This window comes from Pseudoflavonifractor sp. HCP28S3_F10, assembly GCF_052065415.1.
GTDB lineage: Bacteria > Bacillota > Clostridia > Oscillospirales > Oscillospiraceae > Pseudoflavonifractor_A.
The window spans coordinates 61,137-86,374 of record NZ_JBQHUB010000003.1 but is presented as its reverse complement, the minus strand read 5'-3'; the positions used below and the strand labels follow the sequence as shown (position 1 = coordinate 86,374).

Sequence of the window (25,238 nt, the reverse complement as noted above, 5' to 3'; positions counted from 1 at the left end):
TCACTTTGTAAAAAGGATCGTGGTTATTCTGGTTTTTTGCGGGGCCTACCCAACGGCTCAGCCCTTCATCTTGGCGTCGAAGTCCTTGAGCTCGGGGGCCTGGGCCTTCACCAGGGCGTCGAACTCCTTGGAGGCGGCGGCGCGCTTGGCGTTCTCGGCAGACTGCTCATCCACATAGCTGGTCAGGGCATGGGTGGGGCAGACATCGGCGCACAGGCCGCAGGAACGGCACAGGGAGCGGTCCAGCTTCATCTCAGGGAACTCCACCTTGCGGGCCTTGTAGCAGCACACGGTCTCGCAGCGGCCGCACTTGGTGCACTTGGCGGGGTCATAGTTGAAGCCCATGTCGGTGATGTTCTCGGTGGTGGGGAAGTTGGGCAGGGCCACACCCATGGCCTCCTGGATGGAGGAGAAGCCCAGCTGGGCCAGCCGGTCGGAGAGCTGATAGCACATCTTGGTCACGTAGTCCAGGCCCTTCAGGATGCCCACGGAGCAGATGCCCACGGCGTTGCAGCCGATCATCAGGTACTCGATGGCGTCATCGGCCTTCATCACGCCGCCGGTGCCGTACAGGTTCTTGTAGCCGGGCACGTTGCGGGTGATCTGGCTGTTGATGCGCATGGAGATGGGCTTGATGGGAGCGCCGGTCATCCAGCCGTAGCCGTCGTTGGACAGCATGACAGGGGCGCGCTTCTCCACATCGATCATCAGGGTGGGGCCGATGGAGTCAATGGCGCAGATACCGTCGGCGCCGTGCTCATAGCATTTCTTGGCGGTGCCGGCCGCATCGGGCCAGTTGCCGGACAGCTTGCAGATGACGGGGATGTTCACATGGGCCTTGGCATAGTCCAGCATGGGCAGCAGGGTGTCCTCCGTGTAGGAGACCAGCTCGATGATGTGAGCGCCGGCCTTCTCCACATCTTCCACGATGGCCTGGGCCTCCATGGGGGTGTGGCCCACGGAGCCGATGACCACGGCGCCGGCCTTGACAGCCTCGGGGATCTCCTTCTCGTACCACTGGAAACGGTCGGAGTCGGCCCACTTCTCGCAGTTCAGAATGGACTCGTTGCTGATCTTGGCCATGTGATGGGCGGGATTGATGGCGGCGCCCAGACGGATGGTCTTGGTGACCACGGCGCCCACGCCGGCCTGGTGAGCACGGATCATGCCCTCAGAGCCGTAAGTCAGAGGACCGGAACCCACGATGAAGGGGCTCTGCAGGTCATAGCCGCAGAACTTGACGCCGATGGAAGCGCCCTTGACATTTTCTTTGTTGAACATCGAAATCTCTCCTCTTCTAAAAAACAGGCCTTCTTACTTGTCCTGATAACGCTTGGCGGCATCCTCAAACGCCTCCACGAGCTGCTGATAGCCCGTGCAGCGGCAGAGGTTGCCGGAAATGGCGATCTTGATCTCGTCCCGGGTGGGGTTGGGCTTCTTGTCCAGAAGCGCCTTCGCGCTCATCAGGAAGCCGGGGGTGCAGAAACCGCACTGCAGGGCGTGATGGTCCAGCACGGCCTGCTGGATATCGTCCAGCTTGCCGCCCTTGGACAGGCCCTCCACGGTCATCACGTGCTTGCCCTCCACGGAGGCGGCCAGGACGATGCAGGAATCCACGGCCTCGCCCTCCAGGATCACGGTGCACGCGCCGCACTCGCCCACGCCGCAGCCCTCCTTGGTACCGGTAAGGCCGGCCACATCACGGATGACGTCCAGCAGGCGGGCGTTTTCATCGATCAGCAGAGAGACGGGCTCATCGTTGAGGAAAAAGTTCAAGGTGATCTTATTCATGCTGCAATACCCTCCTTAATCCTCGGGCAGGCCGGCGGCGCGGCACAGGGCGCGCTGCACCAGAGCCTCGACGACGGGCTTCTTGTACTCGGTGGACCAACGGATGCCGGTGCGCTTGATCATCTCCTCGGAGACGGCCTTGCCGGCCTCCTCAAAGAGCTGGGCGGAGGGAGCCTTGCCCACCACCAGCGCCTCGGCGCACTCCACACGGTCAGGAGTGGAGAACACACAGCCGGGGGCGATGCGGGCGTCGGCGATGACGCCGCCCTCCACCTTCAGCGCCACGGCGGTGTTCATGCGGGAAATGGCCAGGGCCTTGCGGCGGCCCAGCTTGATAAACGCGGTGGAGTAGCCGTCCAGCCGGTCAATGACGATGCGGGTCACCATCTCGTTGGCGGCCAGCTTGAGCTTGCCGGCCTTCTCCATGGCGTCCTTCACCATGACCTCACGGGTGCCGTCCACGCTGACCACCACCAGGCGGGCGTTGAGGGCCACGAAGGGAGACAGGGTATCGGCGGCGGGAGAGGCGTTGCAGATGTTGCCGCCCACGGTGCCCTTGTTGCGGATCTGGGTGGAGCCCACGGTGGAGGAGGCGATGGACAGGAAGGGCACATGCTCACGCAGTACCTCAGACTCGTTGACCTGGGTATGGCTGGTCATGGCGCCGATGCTGATGCAGTCATCCTTGACTTCGATGCCGCGCAGCTCGGGCAGCGCCTGCACGTCCATCAGGTACTCCACGTCCTTCAGGCGGGAGGAGCCCTCCCGCAGCTGCACCATCAGGTCGGTGCCGCCCGCGTAGGGCTTGACCCTGGCGCCGTACTCATTCAGATAACCCAGAGCCTCTTCCAGGGTCTTGGGTTTCAGATAACTCAGCTTCTGCATGGTATCCCCCTTATCTCAGCTTCTTGCCCAGCAGCACGCGCTCCAGATTGGCGGGATTTTCACGGATACGCCTGCCGGTGGCATTGTAGATGGCATTGGCGATGGCAGCGCCCACGACCTCGGTGGCGGGCTCGCCGATGCTCTTGGCGCCGAAAGTGCCCCTGGGATCGTCACACTCAAAGATGTTGACGTCCATCTCGGGCATATCAGCGGCAGTGGGAAGGATGTAATTCTCGAAATTCTGGTTGCGGACCTTGCCGCCCGAGACCTCCACTTCTTCAGTGGTGGCGTAGCCCTGGCCCATCAGGATGCCGCCGTAGATCTGGCCCAGCACCAAGGCGGGGTTGATCGCGGTGCCCACATCGTGGCTGGCGGTGACCTTCTGCACGTCCACATAGCCGGTCTCCATGTCCACCTCCACCTCGGCTACGACGCAGCCGTAGGCGTAGTTGGGGAATGCCACGCCCTGTCCGGTGTGGTGATCCTGGATGCAGGCAGGGGGCATGAACCACTCGTAGGCGGCCATCTGCCGGCCGGTCCACAGGGAGGCGTTGCACACGTCCTTAAAGGCTACCTTGATGTCAGGATTCTTCAGGCTGTGGAAGAAGCCGTTCTCCAGCACGATGTCATCGGGAGTGTCAACACCCTCCTGGTCCTTGAAGAAGCCCAGGGCGATGGCATTGGCCCGCATGATCTCGTTGAGCTTGTAGCCCACCTTCCGGGTGGACTGGGAGCCCATCACGGTGCCGCGGGAAGCCACGGTCATGCCGGAGTCGGCAATGGCCTGGGTGTCGGTGCCGTAGAAGCGGATGGACTCGTAGGGCACGCCGATAGCCTCGGCGGCAATCTGGGAGAACGCGGTCTTCAGGCCCTGGCCGTTCTCGGCAAGGCCGGTATTGATGAGAACCGTTCCATCCTCATTGGCGATGGCCATGGCGCCGGAGGCATCGGGAGACTCGGCGCCCAGGCCGCAGCCGCGGTGGCCGATGGCGATGCCGATGCCCTTGCGCTTCTTGGTGGCGGTCTGGTGCTTGTACTCCTCGTGCTTGCGCTGGTAGTCGGTCTTTTCGGCGGTGTAGTCCATGACTTCCTGCATGTTCACGTGATCCAGCACCGTGCCGGTGGCATTGGTGGTGCCATCCTTCAGGCAGTTGATGCGGCGGAACTCCAGGGGATCCATGCCCAGCTCCTCGGCGATCTCCTCGATGAGCTGCTCCTGGCCCCAGATGAGCTGGGGAGAGCTGTAGCCGCGCATGGCGCCGCCGTGGATGTTGTTGGTAAAGACGCCGAAGGTATCGGTCTTGACATTGGGAATGGTATAGGCGCCGCAGCTGTGGATGCTGGCACGGGAGTTCATGAACTGGGTCTGGTTGTTGTAGGCGCCGCAGTTGTCGATCTGGGTGCCCTCCCAGGCCACGATGTGGCCGTCCTTCTTCACGCCCACCTTGTAGTGGAGCAGGAAGGGATGGCGCTTGGCGCTCTCCAGGAAGGACTCCTCACGGGTAAAGCGCATCTTCACAGGGCGGCCCACCAGCTTGCACAGGTAAGCGCAGCGGGCGGCCAGCATGCCCACGCCCTCCTCCTTGCCGCCGAAGCTGCCGCCCAGGGTCTCCTGGAACACGCGGACGTCGTGCATGCCGACGCCCAGGATGTCGGCCACATAGCGGCGGGTGAAGAAGGGGTTCTGGCTGGAGGAATGGACGGTCATCACACCGTCGGCGGGGTTCTGGACGCAGACCACGGCCTCGGGCTCGATGTAGGAGTGCTCTATGTACTGGGTCTCATACTCCCGCTCGATAATGAGGTCGGCCTCGGCAAAGCCCTTTTCCACATCGCCCTTGCGGATGGGGTAAAGGGAATCGGTAAACACATTGTCGGGATATCTCTCATGGACGGCAGGGGCACCGGGCTTCATGGCGTCGCGAATGGTGTAGACGCCGGGCAGATCCTCGTACTCCACCTCGATGGCCTTGCGGGCCTCGTCCACCAGAGCCATCGTCTCGGCACACACGATGGCCACCACGTCGCCGGCATACTTGACCTCGTTGGTCAGGTACATGTAGGCGGCGTTGCCCGCACAGCTCATGGGCTTGGGCATGTCATCTGCAGTGACCACGGCCAGAACACCGGGGATGGCCTTGGCCTTGCTGGTATCGATCCGCTTCACCCTGGCGTGGGAATGGCCGCTGCGCAGGCAGCCGCCGTACACCATATCAGGGAATTTCAGGTCGGCCGCGTAATGCGCACGGCCGGTCACCTTGTCAACGCCGTCGATACGGGGGACCGAACGGTTGATCACTTTATAATTTTTATTCAGCTCACCAATCAGGGGCATTTAATCACCTTCCTTGCATGGAAATCCCATCCGGAACTTGGACGATGCCGCGGGGCGCCGTCCCTATGGATAAGCGTATGCCGCGCCGGCGGGGCGGCCGGTTCGGTATGCGCTTATTACTCTTACTTGAACTTCCAGAACTCTGCACAGGCCTGGCGCATCTCAGCGCGGGCCTTCTCAACGTCCAGCGTCAGGATGACGCCGTCCTTCTTGAGCTGCTTGCCGCCGACGAAGACGTTCTGCACATCGGCGGGGTTCCGGTACAGGATCAGTTGGTCGTATACGTTCTTTTCGTTGATGGGCGTGGGCGTATCGTTCATACGGACCGTGATCACATCGGCCAGCATGCCCGGGGCAATACGCCCCGTGTTTTCCATGCCGAGAGCTTCCGCTCCCATATCCGTGGCCATCTGGTAGACCTGCCGGGCGCCCATAGCCTGTGGGTCCTGCCGATATGCCTTGTGGATAAGAAATGCTCCGCGCATTACCTCGAAGAAGTTATTGATATAGCCGTCGGTGCCGATGCCTACCTTGACGCCCGCCTCCAGCAGCTCGGTAACGGGGGCGATACCGCCGCCCACCTCGCAGTTGGACAGGGGCATGGTCACGGCGCTGGCGCCGCTGCGGCCCAGGAGATCGATCTCCTCCTGATTCACCTGCACCACCTGGGAAGCCAGCACATCGCTGTCCAGGCAGCCCAGCTCGTCGTAGATGCAGATGGGCTGTTTGCCGTAATGTTCCTGTGTCCAGTTGGGCTCGAACACGCTCTCAGAGAGATGCATATGGAACTTGGCGCCCAGCTCTTTCGCCATGGCGCGGGCCTTCTGCACATATTCCTTGGAACAGGTAAAGAGGGTGTGGATGCTCATGGCGCCCTTCACCATCGGATCGTCCGCGTGATTACGGATAAAGTCCGCGTTCTCTTTCAGTCCCAGTTCTGCGTTCTCCTCGCTCATCCGCTGGCAGGCCTCAAAGGTAAGCACGCCCCGCAGGCCGGCCTCCCGGATGACCTTGGCCTCCGCCTCCAGCGCGCCCGGGATGGCGTTGGGGGCCTCCAGGATGTCGAAGAAGGTGGTCACGCCGCTGTCGATCATCTCCACGCTGGCCCACCGTGCGGTGACCTCGGCCAGCTCGGGGGTGATGCGGTTTTCGATGTAGGGCCACCAGAAATCGTCCAGGAAGCTGGAGAACTCGGTGACCACCGCGTCGGTGCTGATACCGCGGGAGAACACATTATACATATGGTTGTGCCCGTTGATAAAACCGGGCAGGATGATCTGGTCGGCCGCCTCAATCACGGCATCGGTCTCACCCGGGATCAGGCTCTCGTTAGGCCCCACCTGGGCGATCAGTCCATCCTGGAGCTTGACGCCCCATCCGGCCTTCAGACCTTCCTTCAGGAGCACGGCTCCGCCGCGGATAATAGTCGCTGCTTCCATGATATACACCCTTCCCGGCATTCCCGTCCGCCAATCCCGTCATGTTTGTAAACCAGACAGTTTTCAACACTTCGGTGGAAAAAAGCGGCACATATCTCGCAATGTGCCGCTTTTCTCGTTTCCAGCGCACAGGCGCCTGTCTTGATTTTCCCTCTATGGGGAACCTCCCGCCCGCCGGAGCGGTCCGGCGGGCGAAAGGTGAAAGAACTGCTTACCGGCGGCTCTTGACGTTGCCCATGGTCAGGGCCATCAGGGCCTTGATGGTGTGCATGCGGTTCTCGGCCTCATCATAGATGACGGACTGAGCGGAGTCAGCGACCTCGTCGGTGACCTCGATGCCGCGGTCGGCGGGCATGCAGTGCATGTAGATGGCGGTGTTCTTGGCCAGGCTCATGCGGCGGGAGTCGACGCACCAGCCGGGGTTGGCGTTGATCATCTCGACGCCGGTCTTCTCGTCGTCGCCCACGGCCATGATGGGGCCCCAGCCCTTGGCGTACACGACGTCGGCGTTCTCGCAGGCGGCGTCCATGTCGTTGCAGACCTCGAACTTGGAGCCGTAGAACTCAGCGTTCTTGCGGGCGGTCTCCATGGCCTCGGGCATCAGCTCGAAGTCCTTGTTGGGCACGGCCAGGGTCACGTCCATGCCGAAGCGGGGCATCAGGGTGATCAGGGACTGAGCCATGGACAGAGGACGCATGTAGTTGCCGGCGGAGGTCCAGGAGATGACGAACTTGCGGCCCTTCAGCTCATTGTGGAACTTCTCCTTGATGGTGAACAGGTCAGCGATGGACTGAGTGGGGTGCCACAGGTCGCACTGCATGTTGTAGATGGGAATCTTGGAGTACTTGGCCAGCTTCTGCATGTAAGCATTGCCGCCCACCAGGGTGTTGCGCACGCCGATGCCGTGGCCCATGCGGGAGAGGACCTCGATGGTGTCCTGGGGGGTCTCGCCGTGGTCGATCTGGGTGGCCTTGGGGGTCAGGTAGTTGCCGTGGCCGCCCAGCTGGGTGATGCCGCACTCGAAGGCGTTGCGGGTACGGGTGGACTCCTCGAAGAACAGCATGAACAGGGACTTGTTCTTCAGCAGCTCATCGTACTTGTGGGTGTCGAGCAGGTTGTCCATCTTCAGGACGGAAGCCACGTCCATCAGAGTCTCCAGCTCTTCGTTGGTCCAGTCCTGCTCACAGAGGAAATGCTTGCCCTTGAGACCAGTGTTCATTGTAAAAAACCTCCTAAAAAATTTTTTGCAAAAGTCTCTATATCTCTAGAATACTTTATGGTATAATCATAACAGCATCTCTCAAAAAAATCAAGGAGGAATTCGCATGATTACAAAAAAAGAAGCGCTCGACCAGATCAAGGCCTACGTGGCCGCCCAGGAAGAGGAAGTCGTCCAGTTCCTGAAGGACTTCATCGCCATCGACTCCACTACTTATAATGAAGGTAAAGCTGTTGAGTTCCTCGCCGGCAAGATGAAGGAGTTCGGCTACGACGAGGTCCGCGTGGACAAGGTGGGCAACGTGGTTGGCCGCGTCGGCTCCGGCAAGACCGTGCTGATGTACGACTCCCACATTGACACCGTGGAGCCCGGCGATCCCGCCGACTGGGGCTTCAATCCTCTGGAGGCCCGTATGGAAGAGGGCAAGGTCCTCCATGGCCGCGGCGCCGTGGACGACAAGGGCTGCCTGACCGGCATCACCTTCGCCGGCAAGGCCCTGAAGGCCCTGGGTCTGGACAAGGACTTCACTCTGTGGGTGTCCGGCTCCCTGTCTGAGGAGGACGTTGAGGGTTCCTGCGTCAAGGCCATGCTGGAAGAGAACCCCGACATCAAGCCCGACTTCGTGCTGGTGGCCGAGGCTTCCAACAACCGTGTCATCCGCGGCCACAAGGGCCGTGCCCTGATCAAGATCACCGTCCCCGGCAAGTGCGCCCACGCCTCCACCGCCTGGCGCGGCGACAACGCCCTGATCAAGGCCCTGCCCATTATGGACAAGGTGGACAAGTTCAACGACTTCGTGGAGGATCCCTTCCTGGGCCGCGGCTCCATCGAGGTCACCAAGGTGGACTGCAAGACTCCCTCTCTCAACACCATCCCCGGCGAGGCCGTCATCACCTGCGACCGCCGCATCTCCTGCGGCGAGTCCATTGACGAGCTGCTCAAGGAAGTCTCTCAGTTCTACGAGGGCATCGACGGCGTCACCGCCGCCATCGACACCGAGAAGGTCCAGACCTACACCGGCTACGACATCACCTGTGTGGATTACTTCCCCTCCTGGGTCATGCCCGAGGATCATCCCCTCATCCAGGCCGGCGTGAACGCCTTCACCGAGCTCTTCGGCGAGAAGCCCGCCGTGGAAGCCTGGGAGTTCTGCACCAACGCCACCCATATGTGCGGCCGCATGGGCATCCCCGCCATCGGCTACGGCCCCGGTGATGACTCCCTGTGCCACTCCACCCAGGACAAGGTGCCCGTGGACGACCTGATGAAGGCCATCATGTTCTACGCCTCCCTGCCCCTGTACGCCAGCGAGGGCTAATACGCCTCATCGCGTACCCGCACTTCTTTGCACAAAGCACGGCCGCTGCCTTCGGGCAGCGGCCGTGCTTTTCTCTTGCTCCGGCGTGAGAGAGCGGGCGGCGTCCCTGCGCAGGTTTTCTATCTTTTTCGTTGTTTTTATCGTATCATATCTCATCCATATACGCAAGCGCCCGCACGCCTCTTGATTCCCCTGTTTTTCTTATTTATAATGTAAGAAAAATGTGACCTGGCCTGTTTTGTTTGCTGTTCTCTGTCCCACAAGGCCAATTAAGGAGGTCCCGCCATGCTCACCCCCGTTCTGGACAGCGCCTCTCCCATGCCGCTCTATGAACAAATATACCGCCATATCCGCCGGGAGATCGAATCAGGCGCTCTGCCCGCCGGGTCCCGCCTGCCCTCCAAGCGGGCTCTGGCCGCCCATCTGGAGGTCAGCGTAGTCACAGTGGAGGGGGCCTATGGCCAGCTGCTGGCCGAGGGCTATCTCCGCTCCGAGCCCAAGCGGGGCTTTTTCGTCCGCACGCCGGAGCTGGCCGGTCCCCGGCAGCCCTTCTCCGCCCCTTACCATCCCCCTGTTCCCACCGCGCCCTCCTCCGGCGCCCTGGAGTATGACTTTGCCACCAACGCCGTGGACACCGTCCACTTTCCCTTCTCCACCTGGGCCAAGCTGATGCGGGAGGTCCTCAGCCAGCAGGACAGTGACCTTCTCTCCTCCCCGCCTCCCCAGGGGGTGCCCGAGCTGCGGGAGGCCATCGTCCGCTACCTCCACGACTTCCGGGGCATCCAGGCCAGCGCCGAGCAGGTGGTGGTAGGGGCCGGATCGGAGTATCTCACCAGTATCCTGCTCCAGCTTCTGGGGCAGGACGGCGGCTGGGCGGTGGAGGACCCGGGCTACCGGAAATTCTACCGCATTCTCTCCCATGCCGGCACCCTGGCCTGTCCCATTCCCCTGGACGGGCAGGGCATGCGCACCGACGCCCTCCACTGGTCGGGGGCCCGGGTGGCCCACATCACCCCCTCCCACCACTTTCCCCTGGGCACCGTCATGCCGGTGGCCCGGCGGCAGGCACTGCTGGCCTGGGCCAGCGAAGCGGAGAACCGCTACCTCATTGAGGACGACTATGACAGCGAGTTCCGCTATGACGGCCGGCCCATCCCCGCCCTCCAGAGCCTGGACACCCGGGAACGGGTGGTCTATATGAACACGTTTACCAAGAGCCTGGCCCCCTCCCTGCGCATCGGCTATATGGTCCTCCCTCCGCACCTGCTGGAACGCTACCAGAAGGAGTTTCTGTTCTACTCCTCCACGGTCCCCTCTTTTGAGCAGTACACGCTGGCCCGCTTCCTCTCCCGGGGCCACTTCGAGCGGCATATCCGCCGGATGCGCAACACCTACCGGCTCCGGCGGGACTCTCTGCTGGCGGCGGCCAAGGCGGCGGGGATCACCCGGCTGGGCCGCTTCTCCGGAGCAGAGGCCGGCCTCCATCTGCTCTTCCGGGCCCCCGGCGGCCCCTCCGAGGAGGAGCTGGTCCAGGCCGCGGCCCGGGCCGGCGTGGGGGTCTACCCCCTGTCCTACTACTGTCTGACGCCTCCGGAACCCGACCATGTTCCCACTCTGATGCTGGGCTACGCCCGGCTGGAACCGGAGGACATGGCCCCCGCCATGCGCCGTCTGTACGCCGCCTGGTCCCCCCTGTTCCGCTCCCGCGAAACGCAGGCGTGACATGTGTCCCGGTCCATTCTGGCTCCTCATCACACGAAGGAAAGGAGACGGTCTCCCTGAAACGCCCCACCACACCGGACGAAAAATATGAGTGGATCACCACCGCCCCACTCCCCGGACTTATCAGTTCGCTGGCGGTGCCTACTATTATCAGTATGCTCATCACCGCCGTCTACAACATGGCGGACACCTTTTTTGTGGGCCATCTGGGCACCAGCGCTCAGGGCGCGGTAGGTGTTGTCTTTGCCCTGATGGCCATCATCCAGGCCATCGGCTTCACTTTCGGTCAGGGCTCGGGCAACCAGGTCTCCCGCCTGCTGGGCCAGCGTCAGGAGGAGACCGCTCTGCGGGTGGCCTCCACCGGCTTTTTCACCGCCCTCATCGCAGGGGCTGTTCTCTCTGCCGCGGCCCTGCTCAATCTGGATGCCCTGGTCCGCTCCCTGGGCGCCACCGAGACCATTTTGCCGTATGCCCGGGACTACACCCGCTTCATCCTCATCGGCGCGCCCTACATGGCCGCCTCCCTGGTACTCAACAACCTGCTCCGTTTTGAGGGCAACGCCTTTTACGGCATGCTGGGCATCGCCTCCGGCGCGGTACTCAACATCGCCCTGGACCCGCTCTTTATCTTTGTGCTGGACATGGGTGTGGGCGGAGCGGCCCTGGCCACCATCATCAGCCAGTTCGTCAGCTTCTGCATTCTGGTGGCCCAGTGCGGCCGGGGCGGCTCCCTGCCCATCCACATCCGCTATTTCTCCCCCAGCCTCTCCATGTACCGGAGCATCTTCCGCAACGGCATGCCCTCCCTCTACCGGCAGGGGCTGGCCAGCATCGCCGCCATCTGCCTCAACACCGCCGCCAACCCCTATGGTGACGCCGCCATCACCGCCATGACAGTGGTCAGCCGTGTCACCGCCTTTGCCGGCTCCGCCCTCATCGGCTTTGGCCAGGGGTTCCAGCCGGTGTGCGGCTTCAACTTCGGCGCCGGGCTCTACGGCCGGGTCCGCAGGGGTTTCTGGTTCTGCGTCCGGGTCTCCTTCTCCTTCCTGATCCTGCTGTCGGTGCTGGGGCTGGTCTTCGCCCCCCAGATCATCCTGCTCTTCCAGAAAAACGACCCCGATGTGGTGGCCATTGGCGCCCGGGCTCTCCGGCTCCAGTGCCTCACCCTGCCCCTCACCTCCTGGGTGATCCTCACCAATATGACGCTCCAGACCTCGGGGCAGTCCACCCAGGCCTCCTTTCTGGCTATGGCCCGGCAGGGGCTCTTTTTCCTCCCCCTTATCTGGATCCTTCCCAGGTTTCTGGATCTGTGGGGCGTGCAGTTGGCCCAGCCCATCGCGGACGGCTTCTCTTTCCTCCTGTCCGTGGCGCTGGGCACCGCCTTTCTGCAAAAACTCTCCCGGCTGGAAGCCCAAACTGACGCCGTCGCTCCCCGCCAGCCCCGGCGGCTGTAATTCCTGGCAGAGCGCTGTCCCGAATGATCCGGACAGCGCTCTTCATTTTTCCGTCTCCATGGCGGTCTCCAGCTTCTCCAGCGCCTTTTTCTCAATGCGGGATACATAGCTCCGCGAGATCCCGCACCTGGCGGCGATCTCTCTCTGGGTCATGGGGCGGTCATCGTTCAGCCCGTAGCGCAGGGTGATGACCATCCGCTCTCTGTCATCCAGGCAGCTTGCCACACAGCGCCGCACCCTGGCGCAGGCATCCCGGGTATCCAGTTCCTCCAGCATGTTGTCATCCACCCGGATGGTATCCATGAGTGAAAGCGAATTGCTGTCCCCGTCCGTATCCAGCGTATCGGAGAGCGATACCTCCCCCTGCAGCTTTCTTTGAGAACGAAAATACATCAGTATCTCATTTGCTATCCTCTCTTAGCGGAACGCGTCCCCCATCAGGAACCACGCCGGAGCTTTCGGATGGGTGTTCAGAAAAACTGCGGTCATCCTCCGAGCCAACCATGTACACATGGGCATTCTCACCGTCCCAGACTACCTTCTTTATAAAGGCGCGGATGGCCGCCCGTTTCTGCTCCACGCCGCAGCTGCCGATACTCTCACCAAAAGTGGAAAGCATCCGGCAGATGGCATCAAACTCGGCAGCGGCAAGCTCACGCCGCGCTGTAATGGCTTCCAGCTCGTTCAGACGCCTGCCAAGCGATTCACTCTTTTTATGCATCTCGTCGATCTGTTCCATAATATACGGTTCGGCAGTGCCCCCGGCGGCCCTGGTCAGGGAATCCACCAGCCGTTTGATAGCGCTCTCATTTTCCTTCATCTGCTCCTTGAGCATATGGATCTGGGCATCACAGTCTTCCAGGCTGCCGCTGATGATCTTCTTTGTCTGTGCGATCTGCCCGGCATGATCGCCGCTGTCTTTGCCAACGTGCCTGATCTCCTCCATGATCTTCCCATCCAGCATATTTCCAGAGGCATTTTTCATCCAACAGCACTGACCGCGGCTGCGCTCCTTTGTTGCGCAGAGATAGGTATAGGCCGGTTCTCCGGCCGCGGTCAGGCGGTCAGACTGTTTGGGACGCATATAGCCGCCGCAGCGGCCGCAGTACAGGAGCCCCGAAAGAAGCGCCGCATTGCTCCGGGGCTTGCGGTAACTTCTGGACTTATTCCGCTCCAGCATATTCTGAACGTTCACCCATGTCTCGCCGGGAATGACGCCCTTGTGCCCGCCCACCGACACGATCCACTCTTCCATGGGCCTGATCCGGTGTGCCTTGCCCGGGCGCTGCAGGGTACGGTTATAAGCCATGATGCCATGCACGCCGTCAAACCGGCTTTTGTCAGAGAACAGCTCCACGCGGCTGCCGGACAGATAGCGGTAGGCCGCATCATCCGCGATCATATAAACCGGGTTGGACAAAATGCCCCTGATCGCAAACCGGGTAAATCGCTTGCCCCGTCTGGTCAGGCAGCGTTTTTCCAAAAGATACTGGTCAACCTTTGTCAGCGACCCGGTCTCAATGAATCTGTTGAAGATGGTTTTGACCAGCTCGATCTCATCCGGGATCATTTTCAGCTTACAGGCCTTTTTTACCTTGCCATCCACCGTGACATGGGATACACTCTCCGATTCATAGCCGGTCGGTGTGGTTCCGCCCAGCCAGCGGCCGGTTTTAGACAACTCGCGCATATTGTCCCGGATCCGCTCGGCGATGGTCTCACGCTCCAGCTGCGAAAAAACGGAAGCGATGTACATCATGGCCCGTCCCATGGGGGAAGAAGTATCAAACTGTTCGCGGATGGAAATAAAGTCGATCTTGCGGCTGCCAAGGTCTTCGATCAGTTTGGCAAAGTCTCCGATGTTGCGGCTGATACGGTCAAGGCGGTAAACCACAATTGCGGCAAACGGCGTCTTCTGCGCATCCTTCATCATCTTCCGGAACTGCGGCCGTTCGAGGTTCCCGCCCGAAAAGCCCTCGTCCTCGTATACCAGGGCTTTCTCCGCTTTTTCTCCGCCATAATGGGAAGCAATATATTGACGGCACAGCTCGATCTGATTTTCGATGCTCTCTCCTTTTCCGGTAAATCTGGATTTGCGGGAGTATATGACAAATCGTTTTGCCTCTTCTTTCATACCCACACCTCTCCGCTGAACATGGTGATACCCCCATTATAATGCCTGCTGAATAAACCGCTTTGCGGTTTATTCGTGCGGCAGCGGCCGCACAATCCGATCAAAAGGGCTGAGAATGGCCCTTTTGATCGGATTGTGCTATTGTTACAATGCGTATTTCCGATGAAGCGCCGCGGTGCTTCATTGGATCGCGCAGGGGTTTCGGGCGGTTTCGCCCAAAAACCTGCGTCCGAACAAAGCTGTAAGCCTTGAAAGCCAAGGCTTACAGCTTTGTTCCGTACACATTATTATAAAACCCGCAAAACGGAAAAAGACCGGGTGCGGCCTGCGGTCAGGAAAATATTTGCAAGCACATCCGCATAGATTGAAGCAGCACGGATAGAGGAGGGACCGCTATCGAACTGATCGTACATTATCCCGCAACGCCGGAGGCAGAAGCCGAGCTGGACCGGCGCGCCGCAAAACTTCACGCCCAGTACGTGGCACAGTATGTTGATAAGCTGCAATGCCCCACCGGGCAGAAACTGAAACTGATCGACGAAGTAGCGAATTCCATTCTGGAACGGAGCAGACAGCAGGATGCACGCCCTTTCCGCTCGTGACCGGCAAACTATTGTTTTTTGGCCTTTCCTGTCTATAAAACAGGCTCCCGCAGTCAAAAGCCCGCCGCAGCCCATATGGGCTGCGGCGGGCTTTTTTGTGTTTTTGGGAATCTTTCATGGCGGTCCGCGGCTCTGCATAACGGATACTGCTTCTTGTCCCACGCAGACACGCGCTCAGTCACACACCCCCGGCTACGGCGGAAATGGCGCAGATAAGAACATATTCCGATACTTCTTCACCGTTTTTTATTCGTTCTTCATGGCGTTGAAGCCGATCAAAACGGTCCAGACGTAAGCGCAGGTCTTGGGGATCATCAGCATTCCCACCGCCGGGACCGCATCCGCAAACAGCACCACCGGGATATAGCAGGCAAAGCTCAGCACCACCGTGAGCCACAGGAACCGGAAGGGCTTATCCTGCGTTTCCTTTGCGCTGCGGTAAAACAGAACGACGACCAGCGCGCCGAGGATGGCAAACGGGATGTTGCGGTAAACACCCCAGGTCAGCGGCGCGTCCGCACTTGTCCACGCGTTCTGCGGCATCAGACACAGCGCCATGCGGGAGAGCGCCAGCACCCAAACTGTGGCCGTGGTCCCCTTGTGATCACTGACCTGGTAGCGGCTGCGCCAGACATAGTACAGCAGTACATAGAACACCGTCATGGTGATGGAGGTGACCAATTTGCCGATACCCAGGGCTGCCGTGTAATCTTTCAGCCCCGTGGTGCACAGGGCGACGGCCCGGGGGATCAGGTGGAACGCATCGCCGCAGCCCAGTGTCACTGCCATGACGCCGTAAAGCAGGTATTGCCTTCTGCCCCGGCTGCCGCGGATCATCCTGACACCCAGAGTGATGACCGTCACAAGATACACAATGTCAAACAGCGTTTCAAAAATTGCCTGCATAATGTTTCCTCCCTGTGTAAACTATGTTCGTTTTATTTCAAAAGACAGCCCGCTGTCCAGCGGACGCTTTCGTTACCGGTAAACCACTCTGCGGATCAGTTCAAGAAGTGCTGTACAGTTCGCCTTTCCCTGCACAAGCAGCATCAAAATATTGTCAAGCACAAAATCGACGAGATCTGACCGGGTAAAGGACGGGGAAAATATGCCCGGGTCAACCGCAGGATCCGCCAGCAAAGCCGCCAGCATCCCGGCTTTCATGTGCCCGAGATCATGTTCCATGGTGCTTTTTGCCCTGCCCTTCTTCGATTTGGCAATACTGATGGAATGGGCGGTCAGAAAATGGGGGTATTTCACCGCTCCCCGCTGTATGCTCTCAAAAAGCCAGGCAGCATAGTCAGGGAACGAAAGCGCTGTCTCACACCTCTCATTCATATGGAACATATCTTTCCACACACTCTCGACGGTGGCAATCAGCAGTTCATCCTTGTCGGAATAGTAATTGTACAGTGTTCCCAGGGCAATATGGCATTCCCTGGCTACAGCGCGCATGTTCAGCGCAGACAGTCCTTTTTCCGCCGCGATGCTCCTGCACACCTGCATGATGGCCTCTTTTGATGTCACGCCTGTATTCATACCACACCCTCCATCTGAACGTTGTTCACTATAGCATTATTTTCTCTTTTTTTTAACCTGTACAAAAGATCACATCCAGCGTCGGCAGTTGGATATCCGGTAACATTTTCGTCATGTATTTTCATGTTTTTTATAAATATCTTACGTATCTTTGACCAAGCAGAAGTTGAATTTTGTACAAAATAGTGGTAGAATAAAAATTGTTCTCACGCCAGGGGAGCGGTCATATCCCATGACCCCTCCGGCGTGCATCATGATCAGGAGGGATGACATGAAAACTCGAACACGCACAAGAAAGCTGCTCTCCCTGCTGCTGACGCTGGCCATGGTACTGTCCATGATTCCGGCCGCGGTGGCAACAGGAGAGACGGCGACGCTTGTCACAGATGTGACAACGTTGGCCGTAGGCGACAAGGTCGTCATTGCAGCTAAGAACTATGACTATGCTCTTGGCACCAATCAAAAGACCAATAACCGCGAAGCGGTCGCAATCACCAAAAGTGAGGACAGCATTACTCTGACGGACGATGTTCAAGTCTTGACGCTGGAAGCCGGCACGAAAGATGGCACATTTGCTTTCAGTACTGGCAGTGGTTATCTGTATGCTGCTTCTTCGAGCAGTAACCATTTAAAGACCGAAAGTGCTTTAAGTGATAACTCTTCCTGGGTCATTGAGATTACTGACAACGCGGCAATAATCAAGGCTCAGGGCACGAATACCCGCAACTGGATGCGGTATAATCCCAACAATGGAACCCCTCTTTTTGCCTGCTATGCCTCTGGTCAGCAGGATATCTGTATCTACAAACTCTCAGACAGCGGCACGGTGGACCCCGGTCCCAGCCCCAGTGTCAGCCCCAGCACTGAGCCCGAGCCCGCCGGTCCTCTGACCGCCGGAGACAAGGTGGTCATCTACAACCCCGCCAATCTGAAAGCCCTGTCCGCCACCTATAGCGGCTTCTATAACAGCGGCACCGATGTGACCGTTTCCGACGGTACCGTTTCCGGTTATACCGCCGCCGATGTGTGGACGGTGGGCGTCGATGGGGATGGCAATTATACCTTCTCCACCGCCGACGGTAAGAAGCTGTCCATGGGTGAGAGCTACACCAGCACACCGCTGGACGATGTCAATACCGGCTGGAAGGTGACCGCGTCCGTTACCGAGGGCTGCTATTACATCCAGAATGCAGTACGCGGCAACTATCTGGAGTGGTACGCCGATAAGGGCACCTGGAGTGCCGCTGGTTTTAAGGATGAGTCCGGCCTTTTTGATCAGGCCTTCTACAAGGTCACCGGCGAAACTCCCGATCCCGACCCCAGCCCCAGTCCTGACCCCAGTCCCAGTCCCGATCCCGACCCCGGCGAGCCCGAGGGTACCAGGGCTGTTCTGGTCACCGATGTGAGCGGGCTGGTCATCGGGGACGAGTACATCATCGCCTGTCCCACCAAGGATATAGTCATGGCGCCCAGCGCCGGCAACTTCTTCGGCAACGTGGAAGCCACCTTCACTGATGACGCCGTCTATTTTGGCGATGGCGCTCAGACCGTGTTTCTGGCTGAGGGCACCACAGCGGGGACCTATGCCTTCGAGGTGGGCGGAAACTATCTCTGCTCTGTTGACTCCGGAAACTATCTGAAGACGACGTCCGCCATTAACGCCAACTCCTCCTGGAGTGTGGTATTTGACGGTGCCACCGCTGCCGTGACCGCCCAGGCCGGCGCTTCCACCCAGATGAAGTATAATTCCGGCGCTCCCCGCTTCTCCTGCTACAAAAGCGGCCAGACCGATATCTCCATCTACAAGGTGGAGCGGCCCCAGTATGCTGAGCTGAATAACGCCATTGCCGACGGCGACCAGTTCGTGGTCTTTTACGATAAGGGCTCCCTGGTCGTGAGCAGCACCGCCACCAGCGACGGTAAGAAGCTGGAGGGGGTCAGCGCCACGCCGGAGAACAACTTCCTGGAAGTCGTTGAGGGCATGGCCGTGTTCACCGCCCAGGCCGATGGGGATAACTTCCTCCTGGTGGCCGACGGCAAGTACCTGACCTCCGGGGCCACCGGCAACAGCCTGACCTTTACGGACGAGGCTTCCGATTACAGCCTGTGGACCATCAAGCCCGTGACCGGCGGCGTGCATATCGTCAATGCCAACGCTGCGTATAACGGCAACCCCCAGGCTCTGGAATACTACAGCGGCTTCACTACTTTCAGTGAAAAAGACACCGATTATTACCTGTTCAATCTCTACAAGCTGACCAGGAGCCAGCCTCCCGAGAGCGACCTGCCCGCCGAAGGCGCTCAGGTCATGATCTACAACCTCTCCTCCAAGGGCGTGCTGGCGCTCCAGGACGACAACGAGACCAGCCCCTCCATCACCAACGCTGCCGCTGAACTGGCTGACGGCAAGGTGACCTCCGGCAACGGCGGTCTGGTCTTTACTGTAGAGAAGAACGACAGCTACTATCGCTTCAGAAATGAGACCTATGGCTACCTGTGCTCCAACGGCACCGGCAACAATGCCTTCTACTCCCCGGAGGCCAGCGAGGACGCTGACTGGACCCTGGCCGCCCAGGGCAGCGGCTATACCATGGAGAGCCGCACAGCCAAGTATAACGGCAAGTACAGCCAGTACATGGAGTACTATGCCGGTTCCTACAAGACCTACAGCATGTACAATGTCACGGATTATGACATCTACACCTTCCAGTTCCTGCCCTGCGCCAACGAGAACCTGACCGGCGGCGTGGTGAACCAGCCCGCCGTGGACTTCGGCACCCCGGCCGATGCCTTTGTGGGCTCCGACTACACCCTCACCTTCACCGTGGACGCGGTATTCGGCGTGAAGGAACTGACGGTCAAGCTGGGCGAGGAGGCCGTTGAAGCCACTCTGGCGGACGGCGTCTACTCCGTCACCATCCCCGCCGGGAAGGTCACCGGCGAGAGCCTGACCGTTTCCGTCGATGGCAAGGACAACAAGGACGTGGCCATCTCCGGCTCCGTTGTCATCAACATCAAGGATGAGCCCGTCATCTCTGACGTGGCCCCCGCCCCCGGCAGCGAGACCGGCGACAACAAGCGGCCCGTCATTTCCGCCGCCATCACCAACGCCGGCGACGCTCCCACCATTGTCATGACGGTGAATGGCGAGACTGTTGAGACTGTCTGTGAAAACGGCGTGGTCAGCTATATCCCCGCTGCCGACATGGCTGACGGCCGCGTTTCCGTCACCATCACCGTTACCCGGGCCGACGGCAAGAGCGCCAGCAAGTCCTGGAATTTTACCGTGGGCACGGCCCAGTTCCAGCTCTATTTCGGTCAGCTCCACAGCCACACCCAGTACTCCGACGGCTCCGGCACCCTGGACTCCGCTCTGGAGTATATTAAGAACCTGCCCGAGAGCGCCAATGTGGATTTTGCGGCCTTTACCGACCACTCCAACTACTTTGACAAGTCCGGCGATGCCAACCCCGAGGACGCGCTGTACGACATGAGCAAGGCCACCGCGTACAGCCAGGGCGTGTGGGCTGAGTACAAGGGCAAGATCGATGCCTTCAACGCCAGCCAGTCCGGTGTGGTCGCCCTGGGCGGCTTTGAGATGACCTGGTCCGGCGGCCCCGGCCACATCAACACCTGGAACACCCCCGGTATCGTCTCCCGCAACAACTCCACCCTGAATAACAAGACCAGCGACGCCGGCATGAAGGCCTATTACGCCCTGCTGAGCCGGTCTGAGGGCGCTGATTCCATCAGCCAGTTCAACCATCCCGGCTCCACCTTTGGCACCTTCTCCGACTTTGCCTACTGGGACGCCACCATTGACTCCCGTATGTACATGGTGGAGGTGGGCAACGGCGAGGGCGCCATCGGCGCCGGCGGCTACTATCCCAGCTATGAGTATTACACCATGGCGCTGGATAAGGGCTGGCACCTGGCCCCCACCAACAACCAGGATAACCACAAGGGCAAGTGGGGCAACGCCAACGACGCCCGTGACGTTATCCTCACCGACGACTTCTCCGAGGAGGGCCTGTATGAGGCCATCCGCAACTACCGGGTATACGCCACCGAGGACAAGAACCTGGCCATCACCTACACCGTCAACGGCCAGATGCTGGGTTCCCAGCTTCCCAAGGATGTGGAGGCGCTGGAGCTCGCAGTCACCGTCAATGACCCCGACAGCAGCGATTCCATCGCCAAGGTGGAGGTCATCGTCAACTCCGGCAAGGTGGCTTACACCTGGTCCGACGCCGCTGAGCTGGCTTCCGGCGAGCTGAGCGCCACTCTGGAGCCCACTTACAGTTACTACTACATCCGCGTCACCGAGAAGGACGGCGACCTGGCCGTGACCGCTCCCGTGTGGGTGGGCGAGGTCCAGAAGCTGGGCATCTCCTCCGTGGAGTGCGGCACCTCTACCCCCGTTACCAATGAGGAACTGACCCTGACTACCACGCTGTTCAACAGCGAGGCCACCGGCGCCATGGTCAAGTCCATTACTTACACCGCGGGCAATGAGGTTCTGGGGACCGCTGATCTCACCGGCAAGGAGATGATCGCCGCCTCCAGCACGCTGGCTGTGGACTTCAAGTACACTCCCACTGTCGCCAAGGTCATGACCATCACTGTGACCGCCGTCGTGGAGCAGAACGGCGTAGAGTACACCTACACCAAGGACATCGAGCTGGATGTCCTCAACGCCGACAGCCTGGTCTACATCGGTATCGACGCCTCCCACTACAACGAGTATGTGGCGGGCAACTACAAGGATTCCATGGGCAACTTCGGCGAGCTGGCCGCGGGCTACTCCGTGCGCACCGTGGAGCTGAAGACCAGCGATGAGCTCATCGCGGCCTGCTCCAATCCCAAGTACAAGGCGCTGATCCTCACCGCGCCTTCCCGCCGCCTGGCCGCCGCCCAGAGCGATCCCAAGACCTATTCCGCCGATGAGCTTGCGGCCATTACTGCATTCAACGCAAACGGCAGAGTGGTGATCCTGGCCGGCTGGTCGGATAACTACGAGAACTACAGCGTTATCCAGGACAACAAGGACATCCTGCACATGGCCGCCACTCAGAACGCGGTCCTGAAAGCCCTGGGCTCCTCCCTGCGCATCAGCGACGACGCCACCTATGACGATGTGCGCTCCGCCGCCGACGGCGTGGATAAGTGGCGCCTGTACTTCAGCGCCTACGGAGACAGCTTCCTGACCGACGGCGTGATCTTCGACGCCGAGCACCCCTTTGACAAGCTCTACACCGAGCGCTTCAGCCATTACGGCGGCGCCAGCGTCTACGCTGTGGACGCTGACGGCGCTCCCACCAGCACCCTGCCCGGCACCGTGATCCCTGTGGTCTACGGCCACGAAAGCACCTATTCCGTGGATGTGGATAAGGACGGACTGGGCGGCGACGCCATTCCCAAGTACGCCTACACCGACAGTACCAACCGGCTCATGGTCATGGCCTCCGAGCAGCTGGAGGGTAAGGGCCTGATCATCGTCTCCGGCGCGGCCTTCATGTCCAACTTCGAGGTCCAGGCTACCGTGGACAACGGCGCGGAGAAAAATTACTCAAACTACCGGATCTGTGAGAACCTGGTGCAGTACATCAATCCCATTACCGCCACCGACATCGCCGAGGTCCAGAAGCAGACCGAGGCCGGTTACAAGTACACCATTGAGGGCGTGGTCACCTCCAACGCCTCCGGCTATGACAAGGACACCGCCTTCTTCGACTGTATCTACATTCAGGATGAGACCGGCGGCATCTGCTGCTTCCCCGTGTCCGGCGACTACAAGATCGGCGACAAGGTCCGCATCACCGGCACCACCGACTTCTATCAGGGCGAGATGGAGCTGCAGGTCACCTCTATCGATAAGATCGGCGAAACCGATCCTGTTGAGCCTAAGGAAGTCACCGCCGCTCAGATCAACGACAGGTCCGTCCTGGGCCAGCTGGTCACCCTCAAGGGCACTGTGGTCAGCTATGAACTGGCCAACGGCCTGGTCCAGACCATTATGGTAAAGGACGCCGCCGGCAACGTGGCCCGGGTCTTCATCGACGGCTACATCACCACCGGCAGCGAAGTGCAGGATCTGAAGGTCGGCTGCAATATCTCCGTCACCGGCCTTGCCTCCTATGATGACACCTTCAATGCCCCCGAGGGCCCCTTCCCCCGCATCCGTATCCGCAACCGTGCCGACATCGTCTGCACCGCCGGTTCCGGCAGCGGTTCCTCCGGCAGCGGCAGCTCTTCCATCAAGGATCCCGACGTGCCGCTGGCAGGCAAGCTGCCCTTTAACGACGTGGCCGAGAACGACTGGTTTGAGGAGGCCGTGCGCTATGTGTACACCGCCAAGCTCTTCCAGGGCACTTCCGCCACCACCTTTGAGCCTGACGGCACCATGACCCGTTCCATGATGGCCGCAGTACTCTACCGCCTCTCCGGCGAGCAGTACACCGGCTCTGAGGTCTCCTTCCTGGATACCGTGTCCGGCTCCTGGTACAGCACCGGCGTGAGCTGGGGCGCTTCCAAATCCCTCATCCAGGGCTACGGCAACGGTACCTTCGGCGTGGAGGACCCGGTCACCCGCGAGCAGATGGCCGCCATCCTCTACCGCTACGCCCAGTATAAGGGTCTGGACGTGTCCGTGGGCGAGGACACCAACATCCTCAGCTACACAGATGCCGGCCAGGTCAGCGAGTGGGCCATTCCCGCCGTCCAGTGGGCGGTGGGCGCCGGCCTCATGCAGGGCAATGGCAATGGTAGCCTGAATCCTCAGGGCTATGCCTCCCGCGCCGAGGTGGCCGTGCTGCTGATGCAGTACGCCAAGCTCGGCTGAACCGCACCTTAGCAAGACCCAGTGCCGGGGGGGCCTCCAACCTGGGGCGGCCCCGGCTATTCTTACCCGAGGAGGAACACCATGAAGCAGTCAAAGCAGCAGTCAAAACAAAACAGGCCGCCGGTGCCTGGAGGGGCCCCCGGCCGCCGCGTCTGGGAGGTCGCTGCGGCGGCAGCCCTTCTGGCGCTGCTGGTCCTGTCCGCTCTCCTGCTCAACGGCACACAGGAGCAGCGGGAGCTCTCCGCCGCGCAAAAGCGCAAATTCGCCGCGGCAAAGGTCACTGAGGTCATGGAGGATAACGCCGAGCCTGACGCCTGGACCGAGGGCCGCCGGCTGGGCCAGCAATATATCCGAGTCAAGATCCTCACCGGTGAATTTAAGGGCTCAGTCATGGAGACGGTGAACTACCTCAACGCCTACTCCAACGTGGATTGCCGGGAGGGGACCCGGATCATCGTACGGCTGGATCTGGACGACAGCGGAGCGCCCTACATCGTCTCTGTGCCCAATTATGACCGGGGCCTGGTGTTTTTCGGCCTGCTGGCTGTCTTTATCCTCCTTCTGGTGCTGATCGGCGGGAAAAAGGGTGCCATGGCGGTGCTGGGCCTTGGGTACACTGTGGCCTGCGTGTGGTTCGTGCTGGTGCCGCTGCTCCTGCGCGGCGTCCCTCCCATCCCGGCCACCATCGGGATCGTCGCTCTCACCACGGCGGCTTCCCTGCTGCTTTTGACCGGCTTCTCCAAAAAGACCCTGTGCGCCACCTTGGGATGCGTGGGCGGCGTGGCCGCAGCCGGGCTCTTCGCTGCGGCGGCCGGCACACTCTCCCCCATGAACGGCTTCAACATGTCCGAGGCGGAGGAGCTGGTGCTGCGGGCCTACGACTCCCAGCTCCACATCAGCGGACTTCTGGTCAGCGGTATTCTCATCGCCTCCCTGGGGGCGGTGATGGATGTGGCCATGTCCATCGCCTCGGCCTGCAATGAGCTGCATGAGGTGAACCCGGCGCTGTCCCGGCGGGAGCTCTTCCGCTCGGGGATGAACATCGGCCGCGATGCCATGGGCACCATGGCCAATACGCTTATTCTGGCTTTTGCCGGCGCGTCGCTGAACATCCTGATCCTCTTCCAGGCCTATGGCTTCCCGGCCATTCAGATCCTCAACACCGACGCCATCGTCATTGAGCTGATCCGCGGCATCGCGGGTTCCGTGGGCATCATCCTGACAGTGCCGCTGGTGTCTCTGCTGAGCGCCAGGATACTGGCCGCGCCCGGGCGATCAGGCACACGCCGGTAAGCCGTCAGGCGTACAGTGCACTGCCAATACGCCGAAGAGGCCGGGGAATGATCCCGGCCTCTTTTTCGTCCTTCCGGAGCCGCATAGAGAGGATAGCATTTTCAATACAACGGGAAGCATATGTGGCCAGCCTCACATTCCGGTCCGGCTTGAATGTGGAGATCCCCTTGATGAGCCCGATGGTGCCGATGGAGATCAGATCGTCCTGATCTCCGCTGGGTGTATAGTATTTTTTCACGATATGAGCCACCAGACGGAGGTTGTGCTCAATGAGTTTGTTCCGCGCCTGTGTATCTCCCTGTGCCATCCGCTCCAGACAATCTTTTTCCTCTTCCGCCTTCAGCGGGCGGGGGAAGGAGCCGCCTTCCCCGCCCGAGAGGCGCAGCGTCAAAAAAAGACTGTTGATCGTCAGCAATATCCACGCCGTCAGCATGGCATCTCCTCCCTTTCACGCATGTTCGTGCCGATCTTTCTCATATCCTATTCCCTCGGTGCAAGTCCCTATGTACCCCACCGCAGGATAATACAAAATTCCACAAATTTTCCCCTGCAATTTTATCGGAAACAGATATTTTCCAATATTTCGCCTCAGCATCATTTACGCGGCGGGAAAAGATGCTATAATTTGTTGTGCTGTGTAAAAAAAACTTTACAAAAAAATGGAAT

General features: G+C 60.1%; 15 protein-coding genes and 1 pseudogene. 5 read left to right on the top strand and 11 right to left on the bottom strand.

The annotated features are described in order from the left end of the window. Window positions 1-57: 57 nt before the first annotated feature. From ACTNBZ_RS02800 to ACTNBZ_RS02775, 6 genes are all read right to left on the bottom strand, one after another. A complete protein-coding gene (locus ACTNBZ_RS02800; RefSeq protein WP_441208123.1) occupies window positions 58-1,281 on the bottom strand; it encodes a 4Fe-4S binding protein in 1,224 nt (407 codons plus the stop codon). Between the two features lie 33 nt (window positions 1,282-1,314). Next, window positions 1,315-1,791, bottom strand: coding sequence for a (2Fe-2S)-binding protein (locus ACTNBZ_RS02795; protein WP_441208122.1), 477 nt, complete (start codon window positions 1,789-1,791; stop codon window positions 1,315-1,317). Between the two features lie 15 nt (window positions 1,792-1,806). Continuing rightward, on the bottom strand, window positions 1,807-2,676 hold the full coding sequence (locus ACTNBZ_RS02790; protein ID WP_441208121.1) for an FAD binding domain-containing protein: 870 nt from the start codon (window positions 2,674-2,676) through the stop codon (window positions 1,807-1,809). A gap of 10 nt (window positions 2,677-2,686) precedes the next feature. Next, window positions 2,687-5,011, bottom strand: a complete 2,325-nt coding sequence (locus tag ACTNBZ_RS02785) for a xanthine dehydrogenase family protein molybdopterin-binding subunit (protein ID WP_441208120.1) — start codon at window positions 5,009-5,011, stop codon at window positions 2,687-2,689. Between the two features lie 122 nt (window positions 5,012-5,133). Beyond that, window positions 5,134-6,450 carry an amidohydrolase family protein gene (locus tag ACTNBZ_RS02780; RefSeq protein WP_441208119.1) on the bottom strand — a complete coding sequence of 439 codons (1,317 nt, stop codon included), beginning with the start codon at window positions 6,448-6,450 and terminating at the stop codon, window positions 5,134-5,136. 211 nt (window positions 6,451-6,661) lie between these two features. After that, the gene (locus ACTNBZ_RS02775) at window positions 6,662-7,669 is read right to left on the bottom strand and encodes an ornithine carbamoyltransferase (RefSeq protein ID WP_441208118.1); all 1,008 of its coding nucleotides are present in this window, start codon (window positions 7,667-7,669) and stop codon (window positions 6,662-6,664) included. Window positions 7,670-7,775: 106 nt separating this feature from the next. Here ACTNBZ_RS02775 and ACTNBZ_RS02770 point away from each other — a divergent pair, with 106 nt between their 5' ends. From ACTNBZ_RS02770 to ACTNBZ_RS02760, 3 genes are all read left to right on the top strand, one after another. Next, window positions 7,776-8,987, top strand: coding sequence for a YgeY family selenium metabolism-linked hydrolase (locus ACTNBZ_RS02770; protein ID WP_441208117.1), 1,212 nt, complete (start codon window positions 7,776-7,778; stop codon window positions 8,985-8,987). A 285-nt stretch (window positions 8,988-9,272) separates the two neighbouring features. Continuing rightward, the gene (pdxR, locus tag ACTNBZ_RS02765; protein WP_441208116.1) at window positions 9,273-10,709 is read left to right on the top strand and encodes a MocR-like pyridoxine biosynthesis transcription factor PdxR; all 1,437 of its coding nucleotides are present in this window, start codon (window positions 9,273-9,275) and stop codon (window positions 10,707-10,709) included. 137 nt (window positions 10,710-10,846) lie between these two features. Continuing rightward, window positions 10,847-12,163 (top strand): MATE family efflux transporter, encoded by a 1,317-nt coding sequence (locus ACTNBZ_RS02760; RefSeq protein WP_441208115.1) that lies wholly within the window; start codon window positions 10,847-10,849, stop codon window positions 12,161-12,163. Window positions 12,164-12,205: 42 nt separating this feature from the next. On the opposite strand, the gene ACTNBZ_RS02755 is transcribed toward ACTNBZ_RS02760, so the two are convergent. From ACTNBZ_RS02755 to ACTNBZ_RS02740, 4 genes are all read right to left on the bottom strand, one after another. Continuing rightward, a complete protein-coding gene (locus ACTNBZ_RS02755; protein WP_441208114.1) occupies window positions 12,206-12,556 on the bottom strand; it encodes a sigma-70 family RNA polymerase sigma factor in 351 nt (116 codons plus the stop codon). Window positions 12,557-12,563: 7 nt separating this feature from the next. Further along, window positions 12,564-14,297, bottom strand: coding sequence for a recombinase family protein (locus tag ACTNBZ_RS02750; protein WP_441208113.1), 1,734 nt, complete (start codon window positions 14,295-14,297; stop codon window positions 12,564-12,566). A gap of 848 nt (window positions 14,298-15,145) precedes the next feature. Next, complete coding sequence (locus ACTNBZ_RS02745; protein WP_441208112.1) at window positions 15,146-15,805, bottom strand: hypothetical protein; 660 nt, start codon at window positions 15,803-15,805, stop codon at window positions 15,146-15,148. A 72-nt stretch (window positions 15,806-15,877) separates the two neighbouring features. Then, complete coding sequence (locus ACTNBZ_RS02740) at window positions 15,878-16,438, bottom strand: TetR/AcrR family transcriptional regulator (RefSeq protein ID WP_441208111.1); 561 nt, start codon at window positions 16,436-16,438, stop codon at window positions 15,878-15,880. 271 nt (window positions 16,439-16,709) lie between these two features. Here ACTNBZ_RS02740 and ACTNBZ_RS02735 point away from each other — a divergent pair, with 271 nt between their 5' ends. Beyond that, window positions 16,710-23,279: an S-layer homology domain-containing protein gene (locus ACTNBZ_RS02735; protein WP_441208110.1), complete on the top strand. Its 6,570-nt coding sequence runs from the start codon at window positions 16,710-16,712 to the stop codon at window positions 23,277-23,279. An 81-nt stretch (window positions 23,280-23,360) separates the two neighbouring features. Beyond that, on the top strand, window positions 23,361-24,572 hold the full coding sequence (locus ACTNBZ_RS02730; RefSeq protein ID WP_441208109.1) for a YibE/F family protein: 1,212 nt from the start codon (window positions 23,361-23,363) through the stop codon (window positions 24,570-24,572). 52 nt (window positions 24,573-24,624) lie between these two features. On the opposite strand, the pseudogene ACTNBZ_RS02725 reads toward ACTNBZ_RS02730, so the two are convergent. Beyond that, window positions 24,625-25,005 (bottom strand): annotated as a pseudogene (locus tag ACTNBZ_RS02725) (sigma-70 family RNA polymerase sigma factor); the annotation flags it as partial. Window positions 25,006-25,238 lie beyond the last annotated feature (233 nt).